We start from the raw sequence: 19,632 nt of genomic DNA, 5'->3' as shown, positions 1-19,632 counted from the left end.
CAGTGAGTGCACGTTCGGTGTTGCCATGCTCTGTGGACCGGCCACCGACTTACCCGGGACTTTTAATCATCGTGAGCCAAGATTTGACCTGCTCGCGCGGCCCCTCAGCATCCGTGGCACAATGGTCGACGTGACTGTCGCCCAGCCCAGCCCGCACATTGTGCTTGTGGCGCGACGGCACATCGATCTCAAGCGCGTTTGCAGCTGTATCTGTCTACCTTGACGTGGTAGACCCAGCCCCCCTGTGTCTCCAGCTGGCTGACGGTTTCGTGCCGCCCATCAGTGCCGGTGAACGGTGCTGGCCGCGCTGGCGATCCTTTTGAAGGAGAACTTCCGATGACCACCGCCCGACCCGCGAAGGCCCGTAACGAGGGCCAATGGGCACTGGGGAATCGTGAGCCGCTGAACCCGAACGAAGAGATGAAGCAGGCCGGCGCCCCGCTCGACGTGCGCGAGCGCATCGAGACCATCTACGCCAAGAACGGTTTCGACAGCATCGACAAGAGCGACCTGCGTGGGCGCTTCCGCTGGTGGGGCCTGTACACGCAACGTGAGCAGGGCTACGACGGCTCGTTCACCGGCGACGACAATGCCGAGTTGCTCGAAGCCAGGTACTTCATGATGCGGGTGCGCTGCGACGGCGGCGCGCTGTCGGCGGCCGCGTTACGCACGGTGGGCCAGATTTCCACCGAATTCGGCCGCGACACCGCCGACATCACCGACCGGGAAAACATCCAGTACCACTGGATCGAGGTGGAGAACGTCCCCGAAATCTGGCGGCGGCTGGCCGAGGTCGGACTGCAGACCGCCGAGGCGTGCGGCGACTGCCCCCGCGTGATCCTGGGCTCACCGCTGGCCGGCGAGTCGCTCGACGAGGTGCTCGACCCGAGCTGGGCGATCGACGAGATCGCCCGCCGCTACATCGGCCAGCCCGACTTCGCCGACCTGCCGCGCAAGTACAAGACCGCCATCTCGGGCCTGCAAGACGTGGTGCACGAGGTCAATGACATCGCGTTCATCGGCGTCAACCACCCCGAGCACGGCCCCGGGCTGGACCTGTGGGTGGGTGGCGGACTGTCGACCAACCCGATGCTGGCCCAACGGGTCGGCGCCTGGGTGCCCCTCGAGGAAGTGCCCGAGGTGTGGCACGCGGTGACCTCGATCTTCCGCGACTACGGCTACCGGCGGCTGCGCTCCAAGGCGCGGCTGAAGTTCCTGATCAAGGACTGGGGCGTAGAGAAGTTCCGTGAAGTTCTCGAAACCGAGTACCTCAAGCGTCCGCTGATCGACGGCCCGGCGCCCGAGCCGGTCCCGCATCCGATCGACCACGTCGGAGTGCAACGGCTCAAGAACGGGCTCAACGCGGTGGGCGTCGCTTCGATCGCGGGCCGGGTATCGGGCACCATCCTCACCGCGGTGGCCGACCTGGCCGAGCGGGCCGGCTCGAACCGGATCCGGTTGACCCCCTACCAAAAGCTGGTGGTCCTCGACGTACCCGACGACAAGCTCGACGAGCTGATCGTCGGCCTGGAGGCGCTCGGCCTGCAATCCCAGCCGTCACACTGGCGCCGGAATGTGATGGCGTGCACGGGGATTGAGTTCTGCAAGTTGTCCTTCGCCGAAACGCGGGTCAAAGCGCAGAGTTTGGTACCCGAGCTGGAGAGCCGCCTCGCGGACATCAACCTGCAGCTCGATGTTCCGATCACCGTCAACATCAACGGCTGCCCGAATTCGTGTGCGCGCATTCAGGTCGCCGACATCGGCCTGAAAGGCCAGATGGTCGACGACGGGGACGGCGGCTCGGTCGAGGGATTCCAGGTGCATCTGGGCGGCAGCCTGGGCCAGGACAGCGGCTTCGGCCGAAAGCTGCGTCAGCACAAGGTCACCAGCGATGAGCTCGTCGACTACATCGAGCGGCTGGCACGCAACTTCCTGAAATATCGCGGCGAGGGTGAACGTTTCGCACAGTGGGCAATGAGGGCAGACGAGGACGATTTGCGATGAGCGAACGAACAACCAGGCATTCCGAGGCCGAACTGCGCGGGCTCGCCGCGCGCGGCGCTGCCGAGCTCGAGGGCGCCAGCGCCAGCGACGTATTGCGTTGGACCGACGAGACATTCGGTGGCATCAACGGGCCACGCGGGTGGGCCACCTGCAACTACGTGGTGGCCTCCAGCATGCAGGAGGCCGTGTTGATCGATCTGGCCGCCAAGGTGCGCCCGGGTGTGCCGGTGGTGTTCTTGGACACTGGCTACCACTTCGTGGAGACCATCGGTACGCGGGACGCGATCGAGTCCGTTTACGACATCCGGGTGCTCAACGTCACACCCGAGCACACGGTCGCCGAGCAGGACAAACTGCTGGGCAAGGACCTGTTCGCGCGTGATCCCGGCGAATGCTGCCGGCTGCGCAAGGTCGCCCCGCTGGGCAAGACGCTGCGCGGATACTCGGCGTGGGTGACCGGGCTGCGCCGGGGCGAAACCGCCGCGCGCGCCAACGCCCCGGTGGTCGGCTTCGACGAAGGCTTCAAGCTGGTGAAGGTCAACCCGATGGCGGCCTGGACCGACGACGACGTGCAGAATTACATCGACGAGCACAGTGTGCTGGTCAATCCGCTTATGTACGAAGGCTATTCGTCGATCGGTTGCGCTCCGTGCACGGCCAAGCCGCTGGCGGGCGCCGACCCACGCAGTGGGCGCTGGCAGGGAATGTCCAAAACGGAATGCGGCCTGCACGCCTCGTGAGAAATCACGCCGACGTCAGCGTGTTCTCGTCCTCGTCGGCCTCGTCCGCGCCGTCCGTCGCCGTGGGGGCGATCGGTGGAACCCTGGTGGCACGCACGTAGACGGTGTCGCCGTCGCGCAAGGCCAGGGCCTCGGCGTCGCCGCGCGTGATCTGCGCGGTGAAGAATCCGCCGGTGGCCGCGCTGGTCAACTCGACCCGCACCTCGAAACCCAGCGCCACCACCCGGTCGACGGTGGCCCGCACCACCCCGATGGACTCGGCGGTGCCGTCCCCGCCGGCGATCGCCATCTCGGGGTTGCGACCCACCCGGATGTCGTGCGGTCGCACCAGGGCGCCGTTCAGTGTGGAGACCGCGCCCAGGAACGACATCACGAACGCGTTCGCCGGGGCGTCATAGACGTCGGTCGGGGATCCGATCTGCTCGATACGACCGTGATTGAGCACCGCGATCCGGTCGGCGACGTCCAACGCCTCGGCCTGATCGTGGGTGACCAGCACCGTGGTCACGTGCACCTCGTCGTGCAGGCGGCGCAGCCAGGCCCGCAGATCCTCACGCACCTTGGCATCCAGCGCACCGAACGGCTCATCGAGCAGCAGCACCTGCGGGTCGACCGCCAGGGCTCGCGCCAGCGCCATCCGCTGCCGCTGACCACCGGAGAGCTGATTGGGATAGCGACCCTGAAACCCGCTCAGCCCCACCACTTCCAGCAGGTTGTCGACCTTATCCTTGATCTCCGCCTTGGGCCGCTTGCGGACCTTGAGCCCGAACGCCACGTTGTCGCGGACCGTCAGGTGCTTGAAGGCCGCGTAATGCTGGAAGACGAACCCGATGCCGCGGCGCTGCGGGGGCACCCGGGTCACGTCGCGGCCGTAGATCGTGACGGTTCCCGAGTCGGGTTGGTCGAGGCCGGCGATGGTACGCAGCAGGGTCGATTTGCCCGAACCGCTGGGACCCAACAACGCTGTCAGCGACCCGGTCGGCACGACGAAGTCCACGTGGTCCAGTGCGACGAAATCGCCGTAGTGCTTGTAGGCGTCGCGCACGATGATGGCGAGGTCGCCCCGGCCGGTACCGGCGTCTGTCACGTCATCCTCCTCGTCAGGCCTGTCTCGCCGCTCGTGCGCGGCGGGCGTCGAGCACCACCTGGAAAATCAGCACCAGCACCGCAACCCCCATCAACAGGGTCGACAGCGCGTAGGCGCCGTACTCGACACCGCGGTTGTATCGGTCCGAAACAAGCAATGTCAGTGTTTGCGACTTCCCCGGCAGGTTCGACGACACGATGAGCACCGCACCGTATTCCCCCAGGGTACGTGCGATTGTCAACACGATGCCGTAGGTCAGGCCCCACCGGATGGACGGCAGCGTGATCTGCCAAAACGTCTGCCACCAGCCCGAACCCAGCGTCGCCGCCGCCTCCTCCTGGTCGGTTCCCAGCTCATGCAGCACCGGCTCCACTTCACGCACCACGAACGGCAGGGTGACGAAGATGCTGGCGAGCACGATGCCCGGCAGGCCGAAGATGATCTTGAACCCGAGGTCTTTTTCGACGAACCCCAGCGCACCGCCCGAACCCCACAACACGATCAACGCCACGCCCACGATGACAGGCGAAACCGCGAACGGCAGATCGATGATCGCCTGGAGCACGCCCTTACCGCGAAACCTGTTGCGCGCGAGCACCAATGCCGTCGGGATTCCGAAAACCACGTTGAGCGGCACCACGATCGCCACCACCAACAGCGTCAAGTTCAGTGCCGAGATCGCCGCGGGGGTGCTCACCCAGGCGTAGAACTGACCGAACCCGGGGCGAAATGTCCGCCACAGGATCAACGTCACCGGCACGACCAGCAACACGAAGATGTAGCCGAGCGCCACGAAGCGCAGCGAATAACGGACTCCCGCCGACGACGTCACCCGGCCAGCTCCTCGCGTTTGGCCGCGCGCCCACCCACGACCCGCAAGACGAGCAGGACGACGAACGAAATCGCCAACAACACAATGGATATCGCGGCGGCACCGGTGCGGTCGTCGTTCTCGATCAAGGTCCGTATCCACTGCGATGACACTTCGGTCTTGCCCGGCACCGCGCCGCCGATCAGTACCACCGACCCGAACTCGCCGATCGCGCGTGAAAACGCCAGGCCCGCACCGGACAACAACGCCGGCAGGAGGGCCGGCAGCACCACGGAGGTGAAGACCTTCGGGCCGCTGGCGCCCAGCGAGGCCGCCGCCTCCTCGACGTCGCGGTCCAACTCCAACAGCACGGGCTGGACCGCGCGGACCACGAACGGCAGCGTGACGAAAGCCAACGCCACCGCCACACCCCACGCGGTGTGCTGCAGGTGCAGCCCCACCGGGCTGTTGTTGCCGTACAGAGCCAGCATGACCAGGCTGGCGACGATGGTGGGCAGCGCGAACGGTAGGTCGATGATCGCGTCGACGAGTCGCTTCCCGACGAAGTCGTCGCGTACCAGCACCCAGGCGATCACCAGGCCAAAAATCAGGTTGAGCACAGTCACCCCGGCCGAGATCGTCAGGGTCACCCGGAACGACTCCAGCGCGGCGTTCGAGGTGACCGCGAGCCAGAACGCGTGCCAGCCGCCGCCTGCGGACTGCCAGGCGATCGCCGCCAGCGGCAGCAGCACGATCACCGACAGCCACACCGTGGCCACCCCGACCCGCAGGCCGGTGGTGCCACGGTCCCGCCCGGGCAGCGGCCCGTGCCCGGCATCACCGCTGAGTTCGGGCCGGATTGCCAGCGGGTCCGGCGTGATGGCCGTCATCCGGTGGCCTGCGTGTAGATCTTGGTGATACTGCCGGTGTTCTTGTCGAACAGCTGCGGATCCGCGGTGCTCCAGCCGCCGAGGTCGGCGATGGTCCACAGTTTGGTCGGCACCGGATATTGGGTGCGGAAGTCGGCGGCGACTGAGGGGTCGACCGGCCGGAAACCGGCCTGCGCCCATACCTTTTGGGCCGCGGCCGTGTACTGGAAGTTCTTGAAGGCGACCGCGGCCTCCAGATGAGGGCTGGTGTTGACGACGGCGACCGGGTTGTCGATTTTGAAGGTCTGCGGCACGTTGACGTGGTCGACCGCTTTGCCGGCCCGCTCGGTGGCGATGGCCTCGTTCTCGTAGCTGATGAGCACGTCACCGCTGCCCTGGACGAAGACGTCGGTGGCCTCGCGCCCCGATCCGGGACGGAGTTTGACGTGCTCGGTCACCAGCTTCTTGATGAAATCCACACCGGCCGCGCTGTTAGCGCCCCCTTCGCTCTTGACGGCGTACGGCGCGAGCAGATTCCACTTGGCCGACCCCGAACTGAGCGGGCTGGGTGTGATGACCTCAATGCCGGGCCGCAATAGGTCATCCCAGTCCTTGATGTTTTTCGGATTGCCCTTGCGCACCACCAGCGTGACCACCGAGCCAAACGGGGTTCCCTTGGTGGCGTCGGTGTTCCAGTCCTTGGAAACCTTGCCGGCCTTGACCAATCGGGCGATGTCGGGTTCGACGGAGAAGTTCACGACGTCGGCCGGCTTGCCGTCGGCGACACCGCGGGATTGGTCGCCGGAGGCCCCATAGGAGGTCACCACCTGCACGCCCTTGCCTTCGTCGGAGGCATTGAACGCCGGAATCACCTTGCTCCATCCGGGTTCTGGGACCGAGTAGGCAACCAGCGTGATGCTGGTGCGCGCCCCGGCCAGTCCGCCGCCGCCGACGGCATCGCTGGGACCGCCATGACACCCGGCGACGAGGCCCGCTATCGAAACCAGGGCGAAGACAGGCCGCCAACGCAATGCGGTCCTGATATCCATCGAAGGCCTTCCGGTGCGGAGCTGATCGGATTTCGGTCCCGTCTCAGCGGAAAGGCAACTAGAACTTCAGGAGAATCCGAGAACTCCAGAACCAGACCGCACACGGGTTTGGGAGTCAGCGACAACAGTGCACGAGGGCATAGCACCCGGGAATGCCCAACGTCACGCGCATGGCGGGAAGCCTAACAGGAATTGACGGTGCCGCCACCGCAGGCCGGCGCCTAGCAAAGGCGTCCAGGGGCCTTACCGGTGCATCAAATGGGTTACCAGCCACGTGCCGATCACCAGCGCCATCAAGATGAGGAGAACGAGCGTCACGTGCGACCGAGGCATGCGCGTTTACCCGGGTGTCTCGCCGGCATCGCGGGCGCGGCCCATCAACTCGATGCCCTTGCCGAGCAGGCCGTCAAGCAGGGCTGCCGTCACGTAGGCCACCGCCAGCACGACCGGCATCACCACCGCGGCCTGCAGTACGAACGGGAGCCCCGAAAGCCACAGCTCGTTGCCGTCCCACCAATTGAGGAACGCGTTCACGGAGCTCACCCTATTCGGGGGTGCGGCACAAAACCAATGCGCGGAGATCAGCGCCTGAGTAGCTGCGCGCCACGCCGCCGCGGCGAAACGTTGGACGCAGGGCCGCCGCGCGGTCGATGATATCCAGATGGTTCTGCATGTTCAGCCCGATGACCAACCGGCCGACACCATGCCCGACGCAGCGTTTCAAACGGCATCCGCAACGTCGATGTCTTCCTCCATCGACCTGCGCACACCCGGACCCCTTGCCCCCAGTGCAGCGCTGCGTAACCCGTTTCCGCCGATCGCCGATTACGCGTTCCTGTCGGACTGGGAAAACACCTGCCTGATCTCCCCGGCCGGGTCGGTGGAGTGGCTGTGTGTGCCGCGGCCGGACTCGCCGAGCGTGTTCGGGGCGATCCTGGACCGCAGCGCCGGCCATTTCCGGTTGGGCCCTTACGGCGTCTCGGTGCCGTCGGCCCGCCGGTATCTTCCGGGCAGCCTCATCATGGAGACCACCTGGCAGACGCACACCGGGTGGCTGATCGTGCGCGACGCGCTGGTGATGGGCCCCTGGCACGACCTCGACCGGCGATCGCGGACGCACCGTCGCACCCCGATGGACTGGGACGCCGAGCACATCCTGCTGCGCACGGTGCGCTGCGTCAGCGGCACCGTCGAGCTGATGATGAGCTGCGAGCCGGCGTTCGACTACCACCGGGTGGGGGCCACCTGGGAATACTCCGCCAACGCGTACGGCGAGGCGATCGCGCGCGCCGCCAAGCAACCCGATGCCCACCCGACGCTGCGGCTCACCACCAACTTGCGGATCGGCCTGGAAGGCCGGGAAGCGCGCGCACGCACCCGGATGAAAGAGGGCGACGACGTGTTCGTCGCGCTGAGCTGGACCAAACACCCTGCGCCGCAGACCTACGAAGAAGCCGCCGACAAGATGTGGCAGACGACCGAGTGCTGGCGGCAGTGGATCAACATCGGTAACTTCCCCGACCACCCCTGGCGGGCATACCTGCAACGTAGCGCGCTCACGCTGAAGGGGCTGACGTACTCGCCCACGGGCGCGCTGCTGGCGGCCAGCACCACGTCGCTGCCGGAAACACCGCAGGGCGAACGCAACTGGGACTACCGCTACGCCTGGGTGCGTGACTCCACGTTCGCGCTGTGGGGCCTCTACACCCTCGGGCTCGACCGCGAGGCCGACGATTTCTTCGCCTTCATCGCCGATGTCTCGGGGGCCAACCACAACGAGCGGCACCCGCTGCAGGTCATGTACGGCGTGGGCGGCGAGCGCAGCCTGGTCGAAGAAGAGCTGCATCACCTGTCCGGCTACGACCAGGCCCGGCCGGTGCGCATCGGTAACGGGGCCTTCGACCAGGTCCAGCACGACATCTGGGGCTCCATCCTCGATTCCTTCTACCTGCACGCCAAGTCGCGCGAGCAGGTCCCGGAGACGTTGTGGCCGGTGCTGAAAAAGCAAGTGGAAGAGGCGATCAAGCACTGGCGCGAGCCCGACCGCGGGATCTGGGAGGTGCGCGGGGAACCGCAGCACTTCACGTCGTCGAAGGTGATGTGCTGGGTGGCGCTCGACCGCGGGGCGAAGCTGGCCGAGCGCCAGGGCGAGAAGAGCTACGCCCAGCAGTGGCGGGCCATCGCTGAGGAGATCAAGGCCGACATCCTGGCGCACGGCGTGGATTCGCGCGGGGTATTCACCCAGCGCTACGGCAGCGATGCCCTGGACGCCTCGCTGCTGTTGGTGGTGCTGACGCGGTTCCTGCCGCCGGACGACCCGCGGATACGCAACACCGTGCTGGCGATCGCCGACGAACTCACCCAGGAAGGCCTGGTGCTGCGCTACCGGGTCGAGGAGACCGACGACGGCCTGTCCGGCGAGGAGGGCACCTTCACAATCTGCTCGTTCTGGCTGGTATCGGCGCTGGTCGAAATTGGGGAGGTCCGGCGCGCCAAACGCCTGTGTGAGCGATTGCTGTCCTACGCCAGCCCGCTGCACCTCTACGCCGAGGAAATCGAGCCGCGCACCGGCCGGCAGCTGGGTAACTTCCCGCAGGCGTTCACCCACCTGGCGCTGATCAACGCGGTGGTGCACGTCATCCGGGCCGAGGAGGAGGCCGACGGCTCCGGAATGTTCCAGCCCGCCAACGCGCCGATGTGACGTGGCGATCGCAAGGGCGGCCGTGGCGATCGCGAGCGCGGAGCCGCGCGAAGCGGGTCGCCACATCAGGTGAGCCGGGCGCCCACGTCAACTGCGGGCGCTGAGTCTGTCCATGAGCGCGTGGGTGAGGTCGATGGCGGTGGTGTTGATGTCGCCGTTGCCCTCATCTCCTGGACCAAAGATGGGAATGAAGTCGACCGTCACGTCGACCAAGTAAGGTCCCTTGACGCCAAGGGCCCGGGCCATGGGGATTGGGTTCAAAACCGAGTGCGGGCCGGACCCCATCGAAACCGTAGCCGCGACAACCGAATCCAGGACGCGTACGTCGGAGATGGCGTCCGAACCGTACACATCGACGGGCTTCACGGTCAGCGTGGTCCCGTCGCACTTCTGCCACTGCGCGGCGAACCTGGCGAATAGCGCGTCGGCGTCCGCGGGCGTCCGCAACGCGACGATGCCTTCCTCGACACTGTCGACCTTCACGGAATCACCTTTGTGCACCCACATTTCGGCCGCCGTTTCTTGCATCGGCGCGGAGCCGTACTGGCCCCGCTGCATCCAATGGACCACACCGATGCAGTCGGCGGGCTGCGCGTCATCCCAAGTGGTTCCCAATTTGTCGCCGCCCCCGAACTCCGAATAGTGCGGGTACGGTTGGAACGGCTGATCGAGCATCTTTGCCAGCGCGGTTCCGTCGAACAACGCGCGTTTGATGGCTGGTACCCGCCCCACGTTCGGTGCCAGACTTCCTGTGCCAGCGGTGGTTTCGGTGCAGCCGCTCACCAGCAGCACGGCGACCATCGCGGCCAGTGAGCACCAGCGGCTCTTCACCCCTCGCCGTCCCCTCGGTTTCGGCGCTGCGTCAGCTCAGCGCGTTGACCTTGTCCATCATGGCGTGCGCGATGTCGAGTGCGCTGCTGTTGATGTCGGCCGATCCCGGGTCGGTGGATCGTCGCCCGCCGAAGAAAACCACCTCGACTTCGACGAGGCAGTTCGACCGGATAGCAATGGCCCGCGCCTGCGGGGTGGGCCGCAGGGCCGGCATGTTGGGCAGCACCGAGGTCGCGGTCTTGGTCGCCGCGATGGTGGTAGCGGTGCCGCGGACATCGCTGATGACGTTCGTGGTGCTGATCGGGCCCGTCTGTTCCGATGTCGTCATGCCGTTGCATTGTTGCCACTGCTGGGAGAATTGCGCGAACAGCGCTTGAGCCTGCGCGGCCGACGGCAGCGTGACCACGCCCTCCATCACGGTGATCACCTGGGCCGGTTCGCCGTTGTTCCACCACGACTCCGACGCGACGTCCTGCACGTCAGCGGACCGGTACACGCTCTTCTGCAGCATCGCCGTCACGCCCAGGCAACCCGCCTGCGACGTCGACCGCCTGACCTGATAGAGCTTCTCGGGGCCGCCGACTTGGGCCGGATCCCGGGAGATCAAGGTCTGGTCGAGCATCCGCGACAGGGCCGCGCCGTCGAGCAGCACCTTGCTGACCGTCGGACCGCTCAGCGGCCGCAGCTTCAGGTTCGGCGCCGGCTTCGCCGTGCCGTCCACGACCGCACCACAACCCGTCACCAGCGCGGCGAGCGCCGCGAGCGTCGCCGCCGCTTTGAGTATCCGCATGGTTACTTCTTGCCCTTGTCCCCCGCCGCGTCCGCGGACAGCGCCGCGACGAACGCTTCCTGCGGCACGTCGACCCGCCCGATGGTCTTCATCCGCTTCTTGCCTTCCTTCTGCTTCTCCAGAAGTTTGCGCTTACGGGTGATGTCGCCGCCGTAGCACTTGGACAGCACATCCTTGCGGATGGCTCGGATGTTTTCGCGCGCAATGATTTTCGATCCGATGGCCGCCTGGACCGGCACTTCGAACTGCTGGCGCGGGATCAGCTCTTTGAGCTTGGTGGTCATCTTGTTGCCGTAGGCCGAGGCGCCGTCCTTGTGCACGATCGCGCTGAACGCGTCGACCGCCTCGCCCTGCAACAGGATGTCGACCTTGACCAGCTGGGCCTCCTGCTCGCCGGCCTCCTCGTAGTCGAGGCTGGCGTAGCCGCGGGTGCGTGACTTCAAGGAATCGAAGAAATCGAAGATGATCTCGCCCAGCGGCATGGTGTAGCGCAGCTCCACGCGTTCAGGCGACAGGTAATCCATCCCGCCGAGCTCGCCGCGACGCGACTGGCACAGTTCCATGATGGTGCCGATGAATTCGCTCGGCGCGATGATCGTGGTCTTGACCACCGGCTCGTAGACCTCGCGAACCTTGCCTTCCGGCCAGTCCGACGGGTTGGTCACCACGATCTCGGTGTTGTCGTCCTTGACCACGCGATAGACGACGTTGGGTGACGTCGAAATCAGGTCGAGGTTGAACTCTCGCTCCAGGCGCTCCCGGGTGATCTCCATGTGCAGCAGACCCAGGAAGCCGCAACGGAATCCGAACCCCAGTGCCACCGACGTCTCCGGCTCGTAGGTCAGGGCCGCGTCGTTGAGTTGCAGCCTGTCCAGCGCGTCGCGCAGGTTCGGGTAATCGGAGCCGTCCACCGGATACAAACCCGAGTAGACCATCGGCCTGGGTTCGCGGTATCCGGTCAGCGCCTCGGTGGCGCCGTGGCGGGCCGCCGTCACGGTGTCACCGACCTTGGATTGGCGGACGTCCTTGACGCCGGTGATCAGGTAGCCCACCTCCCCCACGCCCAGGCCGCCGCTGGCCTTCGGCTCGGGCGAGACGATGCCTACCTCGAGCAGTTCGTGCGTGGCGCCGGTGGACATCATCGCGATGCGTTCGCGCGGGGTGATCTTGCCGTCGACCACCCGGACGTAGGTCACCACGCCGCGGTAGATGTCGTAGACCGAGTCGAAGATCATCGCCCGCAGCGGCGCGTCGGCGTTGCCCTGCGGGGGCGGCACCTCGCGCACCACATGGTCGAGCAGGTCGGCGACGCCGTCGCCGGTCTTGCCGGAGACGCGCAGCACGTCGCCCGGCTCGCAGCCGATGATGTGGGCGATCTCGGCGGCGTAGCGGTCGGGGTCGGCGGCGGGCAGGTCGATCTTGTTCAGCACCGGGATGATGTGCAGGTCGCGATCCAGCGCCAGGTAGAGGTTGGCCAGGGTCTGCGCCTCGATGCCCTGCGCGGCGTCGACCAGCAGCACCGCGCCCTCGCACGCCTCCAGCGCGCGCGACACCTCATAGGTGAAGTCGACGTGGCCCGGGGTGTCGATCAGGTGCAGCACGAATTCTTTTCCGGCATCGGGGCCGCCGGAGACTTTCCACGGCAGGCGCACGTTCTGGGCCTTGATGGTGATCCCGCGCTCACGCTCGATGTCCATCCGGTCCAGGTACTGGGCGCGCATCGACCGCTCGTCGACGACGCCGGTGAGCTGGAGCATCCGGTCGGCCAGCGTGGACTTGCCGTGGTCGATGTGGGCGATGATGCAGAAATTCCGAATCTGCGCCGGCGCGGTGAAGGTCTTGTCGGCGAAACTGCTGATGGGAATCTCCTGGTGCGTGCAAGCTTGATGCGGTGCTTCGCGGCCGTTTCTAGCGCGGTTCGCGGGTATGTCCAGCGTATCCAGACTTGCCGCCGGGACCTACTTGGACACAGTCGCAGCCGACCGCTCGCGTCTATGCTGCGACTATGGCGTCTCCCCGGAAATCCCAGTGGAAGACGTTTCAGCGGTTCGCCGAGAATTTGGTGTTCAACGGCGCCCCGCGCCTGGTCCGGCAGGTGCAGAACTCCCAGACCGTGCTGCGCGAGCTGCAGCAAGCGGTGAGGATCACCGCCAACGTCATCGCCGCGGTCGCGCCGCCGCCTTCCGACGCGCCCGCCCCCGGTCGGCCGGTGACCAGCGGCAGCCTCCCGACCGCGCAGCGGGCCCGCAGGCTGGTGTACGCGCCGAGCCTGGACGGCAGGGCCGATCCCGGCGAGATCGTCTGGACGTGGGTGGTCTACGAGGACGATCCCACCCGGGGAAAGGACCGACCCGTGCTGGTCGTGGGGCGCGACCGCGGCATCCTGCTGGGGTTGATGGTGTCCAGCCAGGAGCGCCATTCCGTGAACCCCGACTGGGTCGGAATCGGTTCCGGCCCTTGGGATTACGAGGGCAGGAAGAGCTGGGTCCGGCTGGACCGGGTGCTCGACGTACCCGAAGAGGGCATTCGTCGCGAGGGCGCGATCCTGGATCGGGAGATCTTCGACGCGGTGGCGGCCCGGCTGCGCGCCGACTACTCCTGGCGCTGAGCCTTCGCCGAGCGTGCAACCACGGCGAGAAAACGACAGAATTCTCGCCCTGAGTGCACGTTCGGCGAGCGAAAGCTGACGCCGGCCGATCAGCCGGGCGATCAGCCTTGGGTGATGTAGGACTGCAGCTGCTGCTGCTCGGCCTCGAGTTCTTCCATCCGGGTCTTCACCACGTCACCGATGCTGACGATGCCGATCAGCTTCTTGCCGTCCAGCACCGGCACGTGCCGCACCCGGTTCTTGGTCATCAGCACGCTGATCGCGTCGACCTCGTCGGTCTTTGTGCACGTGGCCAGCATGCTGGTCATGATCTTGGAAACCGGGCGAGACAGCACGCTGGCGCCATGAGTGTGTAGCTGGCGCACGACATCGCGCTCCGACACGATTCCGACGACGCCCTCGGCGCCGACCACCACCATGGCGCCGATGTTCTGCTCGGTGAGGCCCGCAAGCAGCTCACGAACCGTCGCGTCCGGGTTGATCGTCACCACCGCCGCGCCCTTATTCCGCAAGACGTCCGCAATCCGCATCAAGGCCTCCAGCCGGGTTTGTGATCCGCTTCACATCAGGCTACGGCTAACTCGCGCGGTGGAAAAGGCGCCGAGAGAACCTGCACTCAGATTGTGTCCCGGCCCCGGATCGCTCGATTGGGCCACTGTTCGCGGCCGGGGCCTGCAAGATGGGGCCATGATCGAGGTCACCCTGCTGGGCACCGGAAGTCCGATCCCCGACCCGAACCGCGCCGGGCCGTCGACCCTGGTGCGGGCCGGCGGGCAGGTGTTCCTGGTGGACTGCGGGCGTGGCGTGCTCCAGCGCGCGGCCGCGGTCGGGGTGGGCGCGGCCGGATTGTCGGCGTTGCTGCTCACCCACCTGCACAGCGATCACGTCGGCGATCTGGGCGACGTCCTCATCACGCGGTGGATCAGCACCTTCGCCCCCGATCCCGCGCCGCTGCCGATCATCGGGCCGCCCGGCACCGCCGAACTGGTGCAGGCGACGCTCAAGGCGTTCCACCACGACATCGGCTACCGGATCGCCCACCACGCCGACCTGAATGCGCCGCCGGCCGTGGAGGTCCACGAATACACCGACGGTCCCGTGTGGGAGCGCGACGGCGTATCGATTCGGGTGGGGCCCACCGATCACCGGCCGGTGGCCCCGACGATCGGCTTTCGCATCGAATACGAGGGTGCCTCGGTGGTGCTCGCCGGCGACACCGTGCCGTGCGCGGGCCTGGACAACCTGGCGGCCGGTGCCGGCGCCCTGGTGCACACGGTGATCCGCAAGGACATCGTCGCCACCATCCCGCAGCAGCGGCTCGTCGACATCTGCGACTACCACTCGTCGGTACAAGAGGCGGCCGCCACCGCGGCCCGCGCGGGCGTGGGCACCCTCGTCATGACGCACTATGTGCCGGCGCTGGTGCCCGGCCAGGAAGAGCAGTGGCGGGCGCTGGCCGCCGGGGAGTTCGGTGGGCGCATCGAGCTCGGCGACGACCTGCACCGGGTTCAGGTCGACGCGCCGTCCTGACGCAACGGAGCTCACCGGGATGACGAATCCCGGTGCGCCGCACGGCTAATGACGACACCTGCTGCCACCAGCCAGGTCAACGCCGACACCCGCGCGATCGGCAACAGGACACCCAGCGGGGGCCAGATCAACACCCACGCCGCCGATTCGGCGAGGACGGCTGTGGCCAGGCCGAACCGGGCGAGCGGTCCGCGCAGCACTCCCCCGGTCCGCCCGGACGCCGCCATCGCGGCGACCAACAGCCCCAACGCCACGATGTGGCCCGGGCCGCCGGTGAGGAAGACCAGCATGTAGAGCGCTCTGACCAACCCGGTGTCGGCACTGACTTCCGGCCACGACAGCGTCCAACCCAACAGGCCGGCGAACCCGAGTGCCCCGGCGGCCAAGATGCCCCCTGTGAGCGCGATCGCGGCGCGGCCGGGGCCGGCGCCCAGTTGTCTCAGCCGCGCGGCGGCCGTCGCCGCGTAGAGCGCCAGCGGCACCGACGACGCGAACATCGCGACGGCGATGACGCGCACGGCCGCCGGCTGGGTACGCACGTACGCGGCCACCGCACCGACGGGGCCGTACGGCAACGGCATGACGCCACCCATCGTGACTCCGATGGCGATCCCGCCGAAGAGCAGCCCGATGCAGAGCAGGGACAGCGCGGTCAGGGGCGGCTCGCGATGGTTGGCGTCGCGCCGGGCCGCGCCGTCGGGGGAATCGGTCATTACGCAACGGTATTCCCGGCTAGGCCAGCCGGGTGACCTCGACGATGACGTCGAGGTCGGTGGCGCCCTGCCCGGAGTAGATGCCTCTCAGCGGGGAAACATCGGCGTAGTCGCGGCCCGCACCCACGCCGACGTACTGCTCGGTGATCTCGGCGTCGTTGGTGGGGTCATAGCTCCACCACGCGCCCGTCCACGCCTCGATCCAGGCGTGACTTCGCCCGTCCACGGTGTCCCCAACGACGGCGTCGCGTTTGGGATGCAAATATCCCGACACGTAGTGCGCCGGAATCCCCATGCCGCGCAACAACATCAGCGACAAGTGCACGAAATCCTGGCAGACGCCCTTGCCCTCTTTGAGGGCGTCCAGCCCGGACGAGTGCACGCTGGTGGTCCCCGGAAGGTAGCCCAGTTGGTCGCGCACCCAATTGGCCGCGGCGACAACGGCTTCGGCCGGCCCGTGGGTTTTGCTGATCTTCTTGCCCACCGACGCCACCCGCTTGCTGGCCGGGGTGTGCTCGGTGGGACGGAGCAGCTCGTCGAAGCGGTCGATCACCCCATCCGAGTGCAGGTCGTCCCAGCCCACCTCGGTGTTCGGCCCCTCGGCGCGTTCGGTCTCGACGACCGAGGAGGACATCACCGTGAGATCGGTGTGCGGCGCGTGCAGGTCGAACGCCGTCACCGCGGTGCCCCAATAGTCGATGTAGCGGTAGGACCGGGTTGCCGGGATGGTTTCGACCCGGTTGAGGATGACGTTCTGGCGGTTGTTCGACCGCGGGGTCAGCCGCGCTTCGTTGTAGGAGGCGGTCACCGGGGACTGGTAGGCGTAGCCCGTGGTGTGCACCACCCGCAGCCGCCACATCAGCCGTCCTCCTTCCTGCTGACCAGTCGGGTGCGCTGGCCGGCGTCCGACCACGCCACCCACGGCGTGACGTGAAAGTACTGCAACGCCAAGGCTTCTCCGACATCGCGGCAGGTGCGCTGCAGGCCCGCCAGCCGGATTTCCAATGTCTCCAGCAGTACACCGGGCTGGACGAACTCCAATTCACTGCGGGCCTGCCCGAGCAACCGCTGGGTCTCGGCGGTGGCCCCGATCCGGCTCTGCCGGTTGTGGACGAGTTCGTCGAGGTTGTGTTCGGCCAGGCGCAGCGAGTAGAACACCGAACGCGGAAAAAGCCGGTCGAGCAACATAAACTCGACGACTCGGCCCGCATCGAGCACACCGCGATAGGTGCGCAGATAGGTGTCATGCGCGCCCGCCGAGCGCAGCAGCGTCACCCACGCCGGGGACGAGGCGCTGTCTCCGACCCGCGACAGCAACAGCCGCACCGTCATGTCCACCCGCTCGATCGCGCGGCCCAGCACCATGAAGCGATATCCGTCGTCGCGCGACAACGTCGAGTCGGCCAAGCCGGCGAACATCGCCGCCCGCCGCTCGACGAACGACAAAAAGTCATGTGGCCCAAGGCGTTTGGCGGCACGTTCGCGCTCAGGCAGGGCGTGGTAGGTGGTGTTGAGGCACTCCCAGATCTCGCTGGACGTCACCTCCCGCGCCGACTTCGCGTTTTCCCGCGCCGCGGTGATGGCGTCGACGATCGAGGAGCCACCCTGGGCGTTGGTGCTATAGGCCACCAGATCGGTCAGCGACCACACGTCCAGGGCATGATCCGGCGGGTCGATGCCGAGCACCCGCAGCAGCAGGCGCGAAGCCTGATCCGGGTCGACGCTGGAATCCTCGAGCAATTGGTGCAGCGCCACGTCCAGAATTCGCGCCGTGTCATCGGCGCGTTCGACGTAGCGGCCGATCCAGTAGAGCGCCTCGGCGTTGCGCGCCAGCATCAGCGGATCACGATCTGCTGCTGCTGCTGTTGCGGGGGTTGGCCGTCCTGCGCCGCATCGGCCTGACCGTCCACGGCCGCGTCCGCCATGGAATCCGGCAACGCACGCACCACCTCCGCCGCCTCGAGTTCGTGGTCGCCGGCCGATGCCCGCGACGCCAACACCCAGGTGTCCTTCGAGCCGCCGCCCTGGCTGGAATTGACCACCCGCGACCCCTCGACCAGGGCCACCCGGGTCAGCCCGCCGGGCAACACCCACACGTCGTTGCCGTCGTTGACCGCGAAGGGCCGCAGGTCGACGTAGCGGGGCGCCAGCGCACTGCCGACCTGGGTCGGCACGGTCGACAGCTCCATCATCGGCTGGGCGATCCAGCTCCGTGGATCGTCGCGAACCTTCTTGGCGACGGTAGCCAACTCCTTCTCGGAGGCCTCCGGGCCGAACACGATCCCGTAGCCGCCGGACCCCTCGACCGGCTTGAGAACCAGCTCGTCGAGCCGGTCGAGCACCTCTTCGCGTTCGTCGTCGAGCCAGCAGCGCAGCGTTTCCACGTTGGCCAGCAACGGTTTCTCACCCAGGTAGTACTCGATCATGGTGGGCACGTAGGTGTAGACGAGTTTGTCGTCGCCGACGCCGTTGCCGATCGCGCTGGAGATGACGACGTTTCCGGCGCGGGCGGCATTGACCAGGCCGGCCACCCCCAGCACCGAGTCGGCGCGGAACTGCAGCGGATCCAGGAAGGCGTCGTCGATGCGCCGATAGATGACGTCGACCTGGCGCTCCCCTTCGGTGGTGCGCATGTACACCTGGTTGTCGCGGCAGAACAGGTCGCGCCCTTCGACCAGCTCGACCCCCATCTGACGGGCCAGCAGCGAATGCTCGAAATACGCCGAGTTGTACACACCCGGGGTGAGCACCACCACCGTCGGGTCGGCCTCGTTGGTGGCCGCGGAGTTGCGCAGCGACCGCAGCAGGTGGGCGGCGTAATCGTCCACCGAACGCACGCGATGGGTGGCGAACAGGTTGGGGAAGACGCGCGCCATGGTGCGCCGGTTCTCCATGACGTAGGAGACGCCCGAGGGCGAGCGCAGGTTGTCCTCGAGGACCCGGAAATCGCCCTTTTCGTCGCGAATCAAATCGATGCCGGCGACGTGGATCCGCACCCCGTTGGGCGGGACGATGCCCATCGCCTCGCGGTGAAAATGCTCGCAGGAGGTGATCAAGCGACGAGGGATCACCCCGTCGTTGAGGATTTCCTGGTCACCGTAGATGTCGTCGAGGTAGAGCTCGAGCGCTTTGACCCGCTGGATGATGCCGCGCTCCAGCCGCGTCCACTCGGCCGCCGAGATGACCCGCGGCACCAGGTCCAGCGGAAAGGGCCGCTCCTGGCCCGACAACGAGAAGGTGATGCCCTGGTCGAGGAACGCGCGGGAGAGCGCTTCGGCGCGGGCTTCGAGCTCCGAGGCGTCCGACGGCGCAAGCTCGGCATAAATGCCGCGGTAGGGGCCGCGAACAGCGCCCTGGGCGTCGAACATCTCATCGAACGCTATGTCGTAGGCGTCCGAGGACGTGTTGTATCCGCCGAAAATGCGCTCAGATCGCGCAGCGCGAAAACCCCGCCTGGTCTGATCAAGCTGGTTCGTCAGACTCACTGTTCAGATGCTGCCTCAAATCGACGTTATGGCAGCCCACGTGTTCCCGTTTTGGGAGAAAACGTAACTCACTGCTAACCTGGGCAATCGCTGTGGTGATTTCCGGCGCCCAACCAAACGTCTGATCGAAGAAGGAACTCGAGCGTGGCCAACATCAAGTCGCAGCAGAAGCGCAACAAGACGAACGAGCGCGCTCGCCTGCGCAACAAGTCGGTGAAGTCGTCGCTGCGCACCGCTGTCCGCGCGTTCCGCGAGGCTACCCACGCCGGCGACAAAGAGAAGGCCGCCGAGCTGCTGGTGTCGACCAACCGCAAGCTGGACAAGGCCGCCAGCAAGGGCGTGATCCACAAGAACCAGGCGGCAAACAAGAAGTCGGCGCTGGCGCAGGCCCTCAACAAGCTCTGAGGCCTCAAG

The 19,632-nt window shown here is 66.7% G+C and carries 20 protein-coding genes; 7 read left to right on the top strand and 13 right to left on the bottom strand.

Annotation, left to right across the window (positions count from 1 at the left end; translation table 11 throughout):
• The first annotated feature begins 25 nt into the window (after window positions 1-25).
• From A5775_RS26145 to A5775_RS00825, 3 genes are all read left to right on the top strand, one after another.
• Entirely contained in the window at window positions 26-223 is a 198-nt protein-coding gene (locus tag A5775_RS26145) for an Ms4527A family Cys-rich leader peptide (protein ID WP_369827752.1), read from the top strand.
• Window positions 224-336: 113 nt separating this feature from the next.
• Complete coding sequence (locus tag A5775_RS00830) at window positions 337-2,004, top strand: nitrite/sulfite reductase (RefSeq protein WP_067245847.1); 1,668 nt, start codon at window positions 337-339, stop codon at window positions 2,002-2,004.
• Window positions 2,001-2,744, top strand: a complete 744-nt coding sequence (locus tag A5775_RS00825) for a phosphoadenylyl-sulfate reductase (protein ID WP_067245844.1) — start codon at window positions 2,001-2,003, stop codon at window positions 2,742-2,744. Before A5775_RS00830 ends, A5775_RS00825 begins: the two co-directional genes overlap by 4 nt.
• A gap of 4 nt (window positions 2,745-2,748) precedes the next feature.
• Here A5775_RS00825 and A5775_RS00820 read toward each other — a convergent pair whose 3' ends face one another.
• The 5 genes from A5775_RS00820 to A5775_RS00800 all read right to left on the bottom strand — a co-directional run bounded on the left by A5775_RS00820 (window position 2,749) and on the right by A5775_RS00800 (window position 7,094).
• Window positions 2,749-3,831, bottom strand: a complete 1,083-nt coding sequence (locus A5775_RS00820) for a sulfate/molybdate ABC transporter ATP-binding protein (RefSeq protein WP_067245841.1) — start codon at window positions 3,829-3,831, stop codon at window positions 2,749-2,751.
• Window positions 3,832-3,844: 13 nt separating this feature from the next.
• The gene (gene cysW / locus A5775_RS00815) at window positions 3,845-4,663 is read right to left on the bottom strand and encodes a sulfate ABC transporter permease subunit CysW (protein WP_067245837.1); all 819 of its coding nucleotides are present in this window, start codon (window positions 4,661-4,663) and stop codon (window positions 3,845-3,847) included.
• On the bottom strand, window positions 4,660-5,532 hold the full coding sequence (cysT, locus tag A5775_RS00810) for a sulfate ABC transporter permease subunit CysT (RefSeq protein ID WP_067245834.1): 873 nt from the start codon (window positions 5,530-5,532) through the stop codon (window positions 4,660-4,662). Before cysT ends, cysW begins: the two co-directional genes overlap by 4 nt.
• Window positions 5,529-6,560 (bottom strand): sulfate ABC transporter substrate-binding protein, encoded by a 1,032-nt coding sequence (locus A5775_RS00805; RefSeq protein WP_067245830.1) that lies wholly within the window; start codon window positions 6,558-6,560, stop codon window positions 5,529-5,531. Before A5775_RS00805 ends, cysT begins: the two co-directional genes overlap by 4 nt.
• Before the next feature lie 339 nt (window positions 6,561-6,899).
• Window positions 6,900-7,094, bottom strand: coding sequence for a hypothetical protein (locus tag A5775_RS00800; RefSeq protein WP_067245827.1), 195 nt, complete (start codon window positions 7,092-7,094; stop codon window positions 6,900-6,902).
• 127 nt (window positions 7,095-7,221) lie between these two features.
• Between A5775_RS00800 and A5775_RS00795 the strand changes: the two genes are divergently transcribed.
• Window positions 7,222-9,261, top strand: coding sequence for a glycoside hydrolase family 15 protein (locus A5775_RS00795; protein WP_067245823.1), 2,040 nt, complete (start codon window positions 7,222-7,224; stop codon window positions 9,259-9,261).
• 87 nt (window positions 9,262-9,348) lie between these two features.
• On the opposite strand, the gene A5775_RS00790 is transcribed toward A5775_RS00795, so the two are convergent.
• The 3 genes from A5775_RS00790 to lepA are packed head-to-tail and all read right to left on the bottom strand — an operon-like array spanning window position 9,349 to window position 12,825.
• Window positions 9,349-10,092: a sensor domain-containing protein gene (locus A5775_RS00790; RefSeq protein ID WP_067245820.1), complete on the bottom strand. Its 744-nt coding sequence runs from the start codon at window positions 10,090-10,092 to the stop codon at window positions 9,349-9,351.
• Window positions 10,093-10,123: 31 nt separating this feature from the next.
• A complete protein-coding gene (locus A5775_RS00785; RefSeq protein WP_067245817.1) occupies window positions 10,124-10,882 on the bottom strand; it encodes a sensor domain-containing protein in 759 nt (252 codons plus the stop codon).
• A 2-nt stretch (window positions 10,883-10,884) separates the two neighbouring features.
• Entirely contained in the window at window positions 10,885-12,825 is a 1,941-nt protein-coding gene (gene lepA, locus A5775_RS00780; RefSeq protein WP_369827755.1) for a translation elongation factor 4, read from the bottom strand.
• Window positions 12,826-12,887: 62 nt separating this feature from the next.
• On the opposite strand from lepA, the gene A5775_RS00775 reads away from it, so the two are divergent.
• Complete coding sequence (locus A5775_RS00775) at window positions 12,888-13,490, top strand: type II toxin-antitoxin system PemK/MazF family toxin (RefSeq protein WP_067245809.1); 603 nt, start codon at window positions 12,888-12,890, stop codon at window positions 13,488-13,490.
• A gap of 101 nt (window positions 13,491-13,591) precedes the next feature.
• Here A5775_RS00775 and A5775_RS00770 read toward each other — a convergent pair whose 3' ends face one another.
• Window positions 13,592-14,020 carry a CBS domain-containing protein gene (locus A5775_RS00770; protein WP_067245806.1) on the bottom strand — a complete coding sequence of 143 codons (429 nt, stop codon included), beginning with the start codon at window positions 14,018-14,020 and terminating at the stop codon, window positions 13,592-13,594.
• Between the two features lie 157 nt (window positions 14,021-14,177).
• Between A5775_RS00770 and A5775_RS00765 the strand changes: the two genes are divergently transcribed.
• Entirely contained in the window at window positions 14,178-15,020 is an 843-nt protein-coding gene (locus tag A5775_RS00765) for a ribonuclease Z (protein WP_067245801.1), read from the top strand.
• 11 nt (window positions 15,021-15,031) lie between these two features.
• Here A5775_RS00765 and A5775_RS00760 read toward each other — a convergent pair whose 3' ends face one another.
• From A5775_RS00760 to A5775_RS00745, 4 genes are read right to left on the bottom strand one after another with little or no spacing between them, the layout of a single operon-like run.
• Window positions 15,032-15,733 (bottom strand): hypothetical protein, encoded by a 702-nt coding sequence (locus tag A5775_RS00760; RefSeq protein WP_067245797.1) that lies wholly within the window; start codon window positions 15,731-15,733, stop codon window positions 15,032-15,034.
• Between the two features lie 19 nt (window positions 15,734-15,752).
• The gene (locus A5775_RS00755; protein ID WP_067245794.1) at window positions 15,753-16,592 is read right to left on the bottom strand and encodes a transglutaminase family protein; all 840 of its coding nucleotides are present in this window, start codon (window positions 16,590-16,592) and stop codon (window positions 15,753-15,755) included.
• Complete coding sequence (locus A5775_RS00750) at window positions 16,592-17,569, bottom strand: alpha-E domain-containing protein (protein WP_067245791.1); 978 nt, start codon at window positions 17,567-17,569, stop codon at window positions 16,592-16,594. Before A5775_RS00750 ends, A5775_RS00755 begins: the two co-directional genes overlap by 1 nt.
• Window positions 17,569-19,218: a circularly permuted type 2 ATP-grasp protein gene (locus A5775_RS00745; RefSeq protein WP_067245788.1), complete on the bottom strand. Its 1,650-nt coding sequence runs from the start codon at window positions 19,216-19,218 to the stop codon at window positions 17,569-17,571. The genes A5775_RS00750 and A5775_RS00745 overlap by 1 nt, the downstream gene beginning before the upstream one ends.
• Before the next feature lie 144 nt (window positions 19,219-19,362).
• Here A5775_RS00745 and rpsT point away from each other — a divergent pair, with 144 nt between their 5' ends.
• Complete coding sequence (rpsT, locus tag A5775_RS00740; protein ID WP_067171559.1) at window positions 19,363-19,623, top strand: 30S ribosomal protein S20; 261 nt, start codon at window positions 19,363-19,365, stop codon at window positions 19,621-19,623.
• Window positions 19,624-19,632: the final 9 nt, after the last annotated feature.

The organism is Mycobacterium sp. 852002-10029_SCH5224772, from assembly GCF_001667315.1.
In the GTDB taxonomy this organism is placed as follows: Bacteria; Actinomycetota; Actinomycetes; order Mycobacteriales; family Mycobacteriaceae; genus Mycobacterium.
The sequence above is the reverse complement of the archived record's forward strand: the minus strand, read 5'-3'. Positions and strand labels throughout refer to the sequence as shown.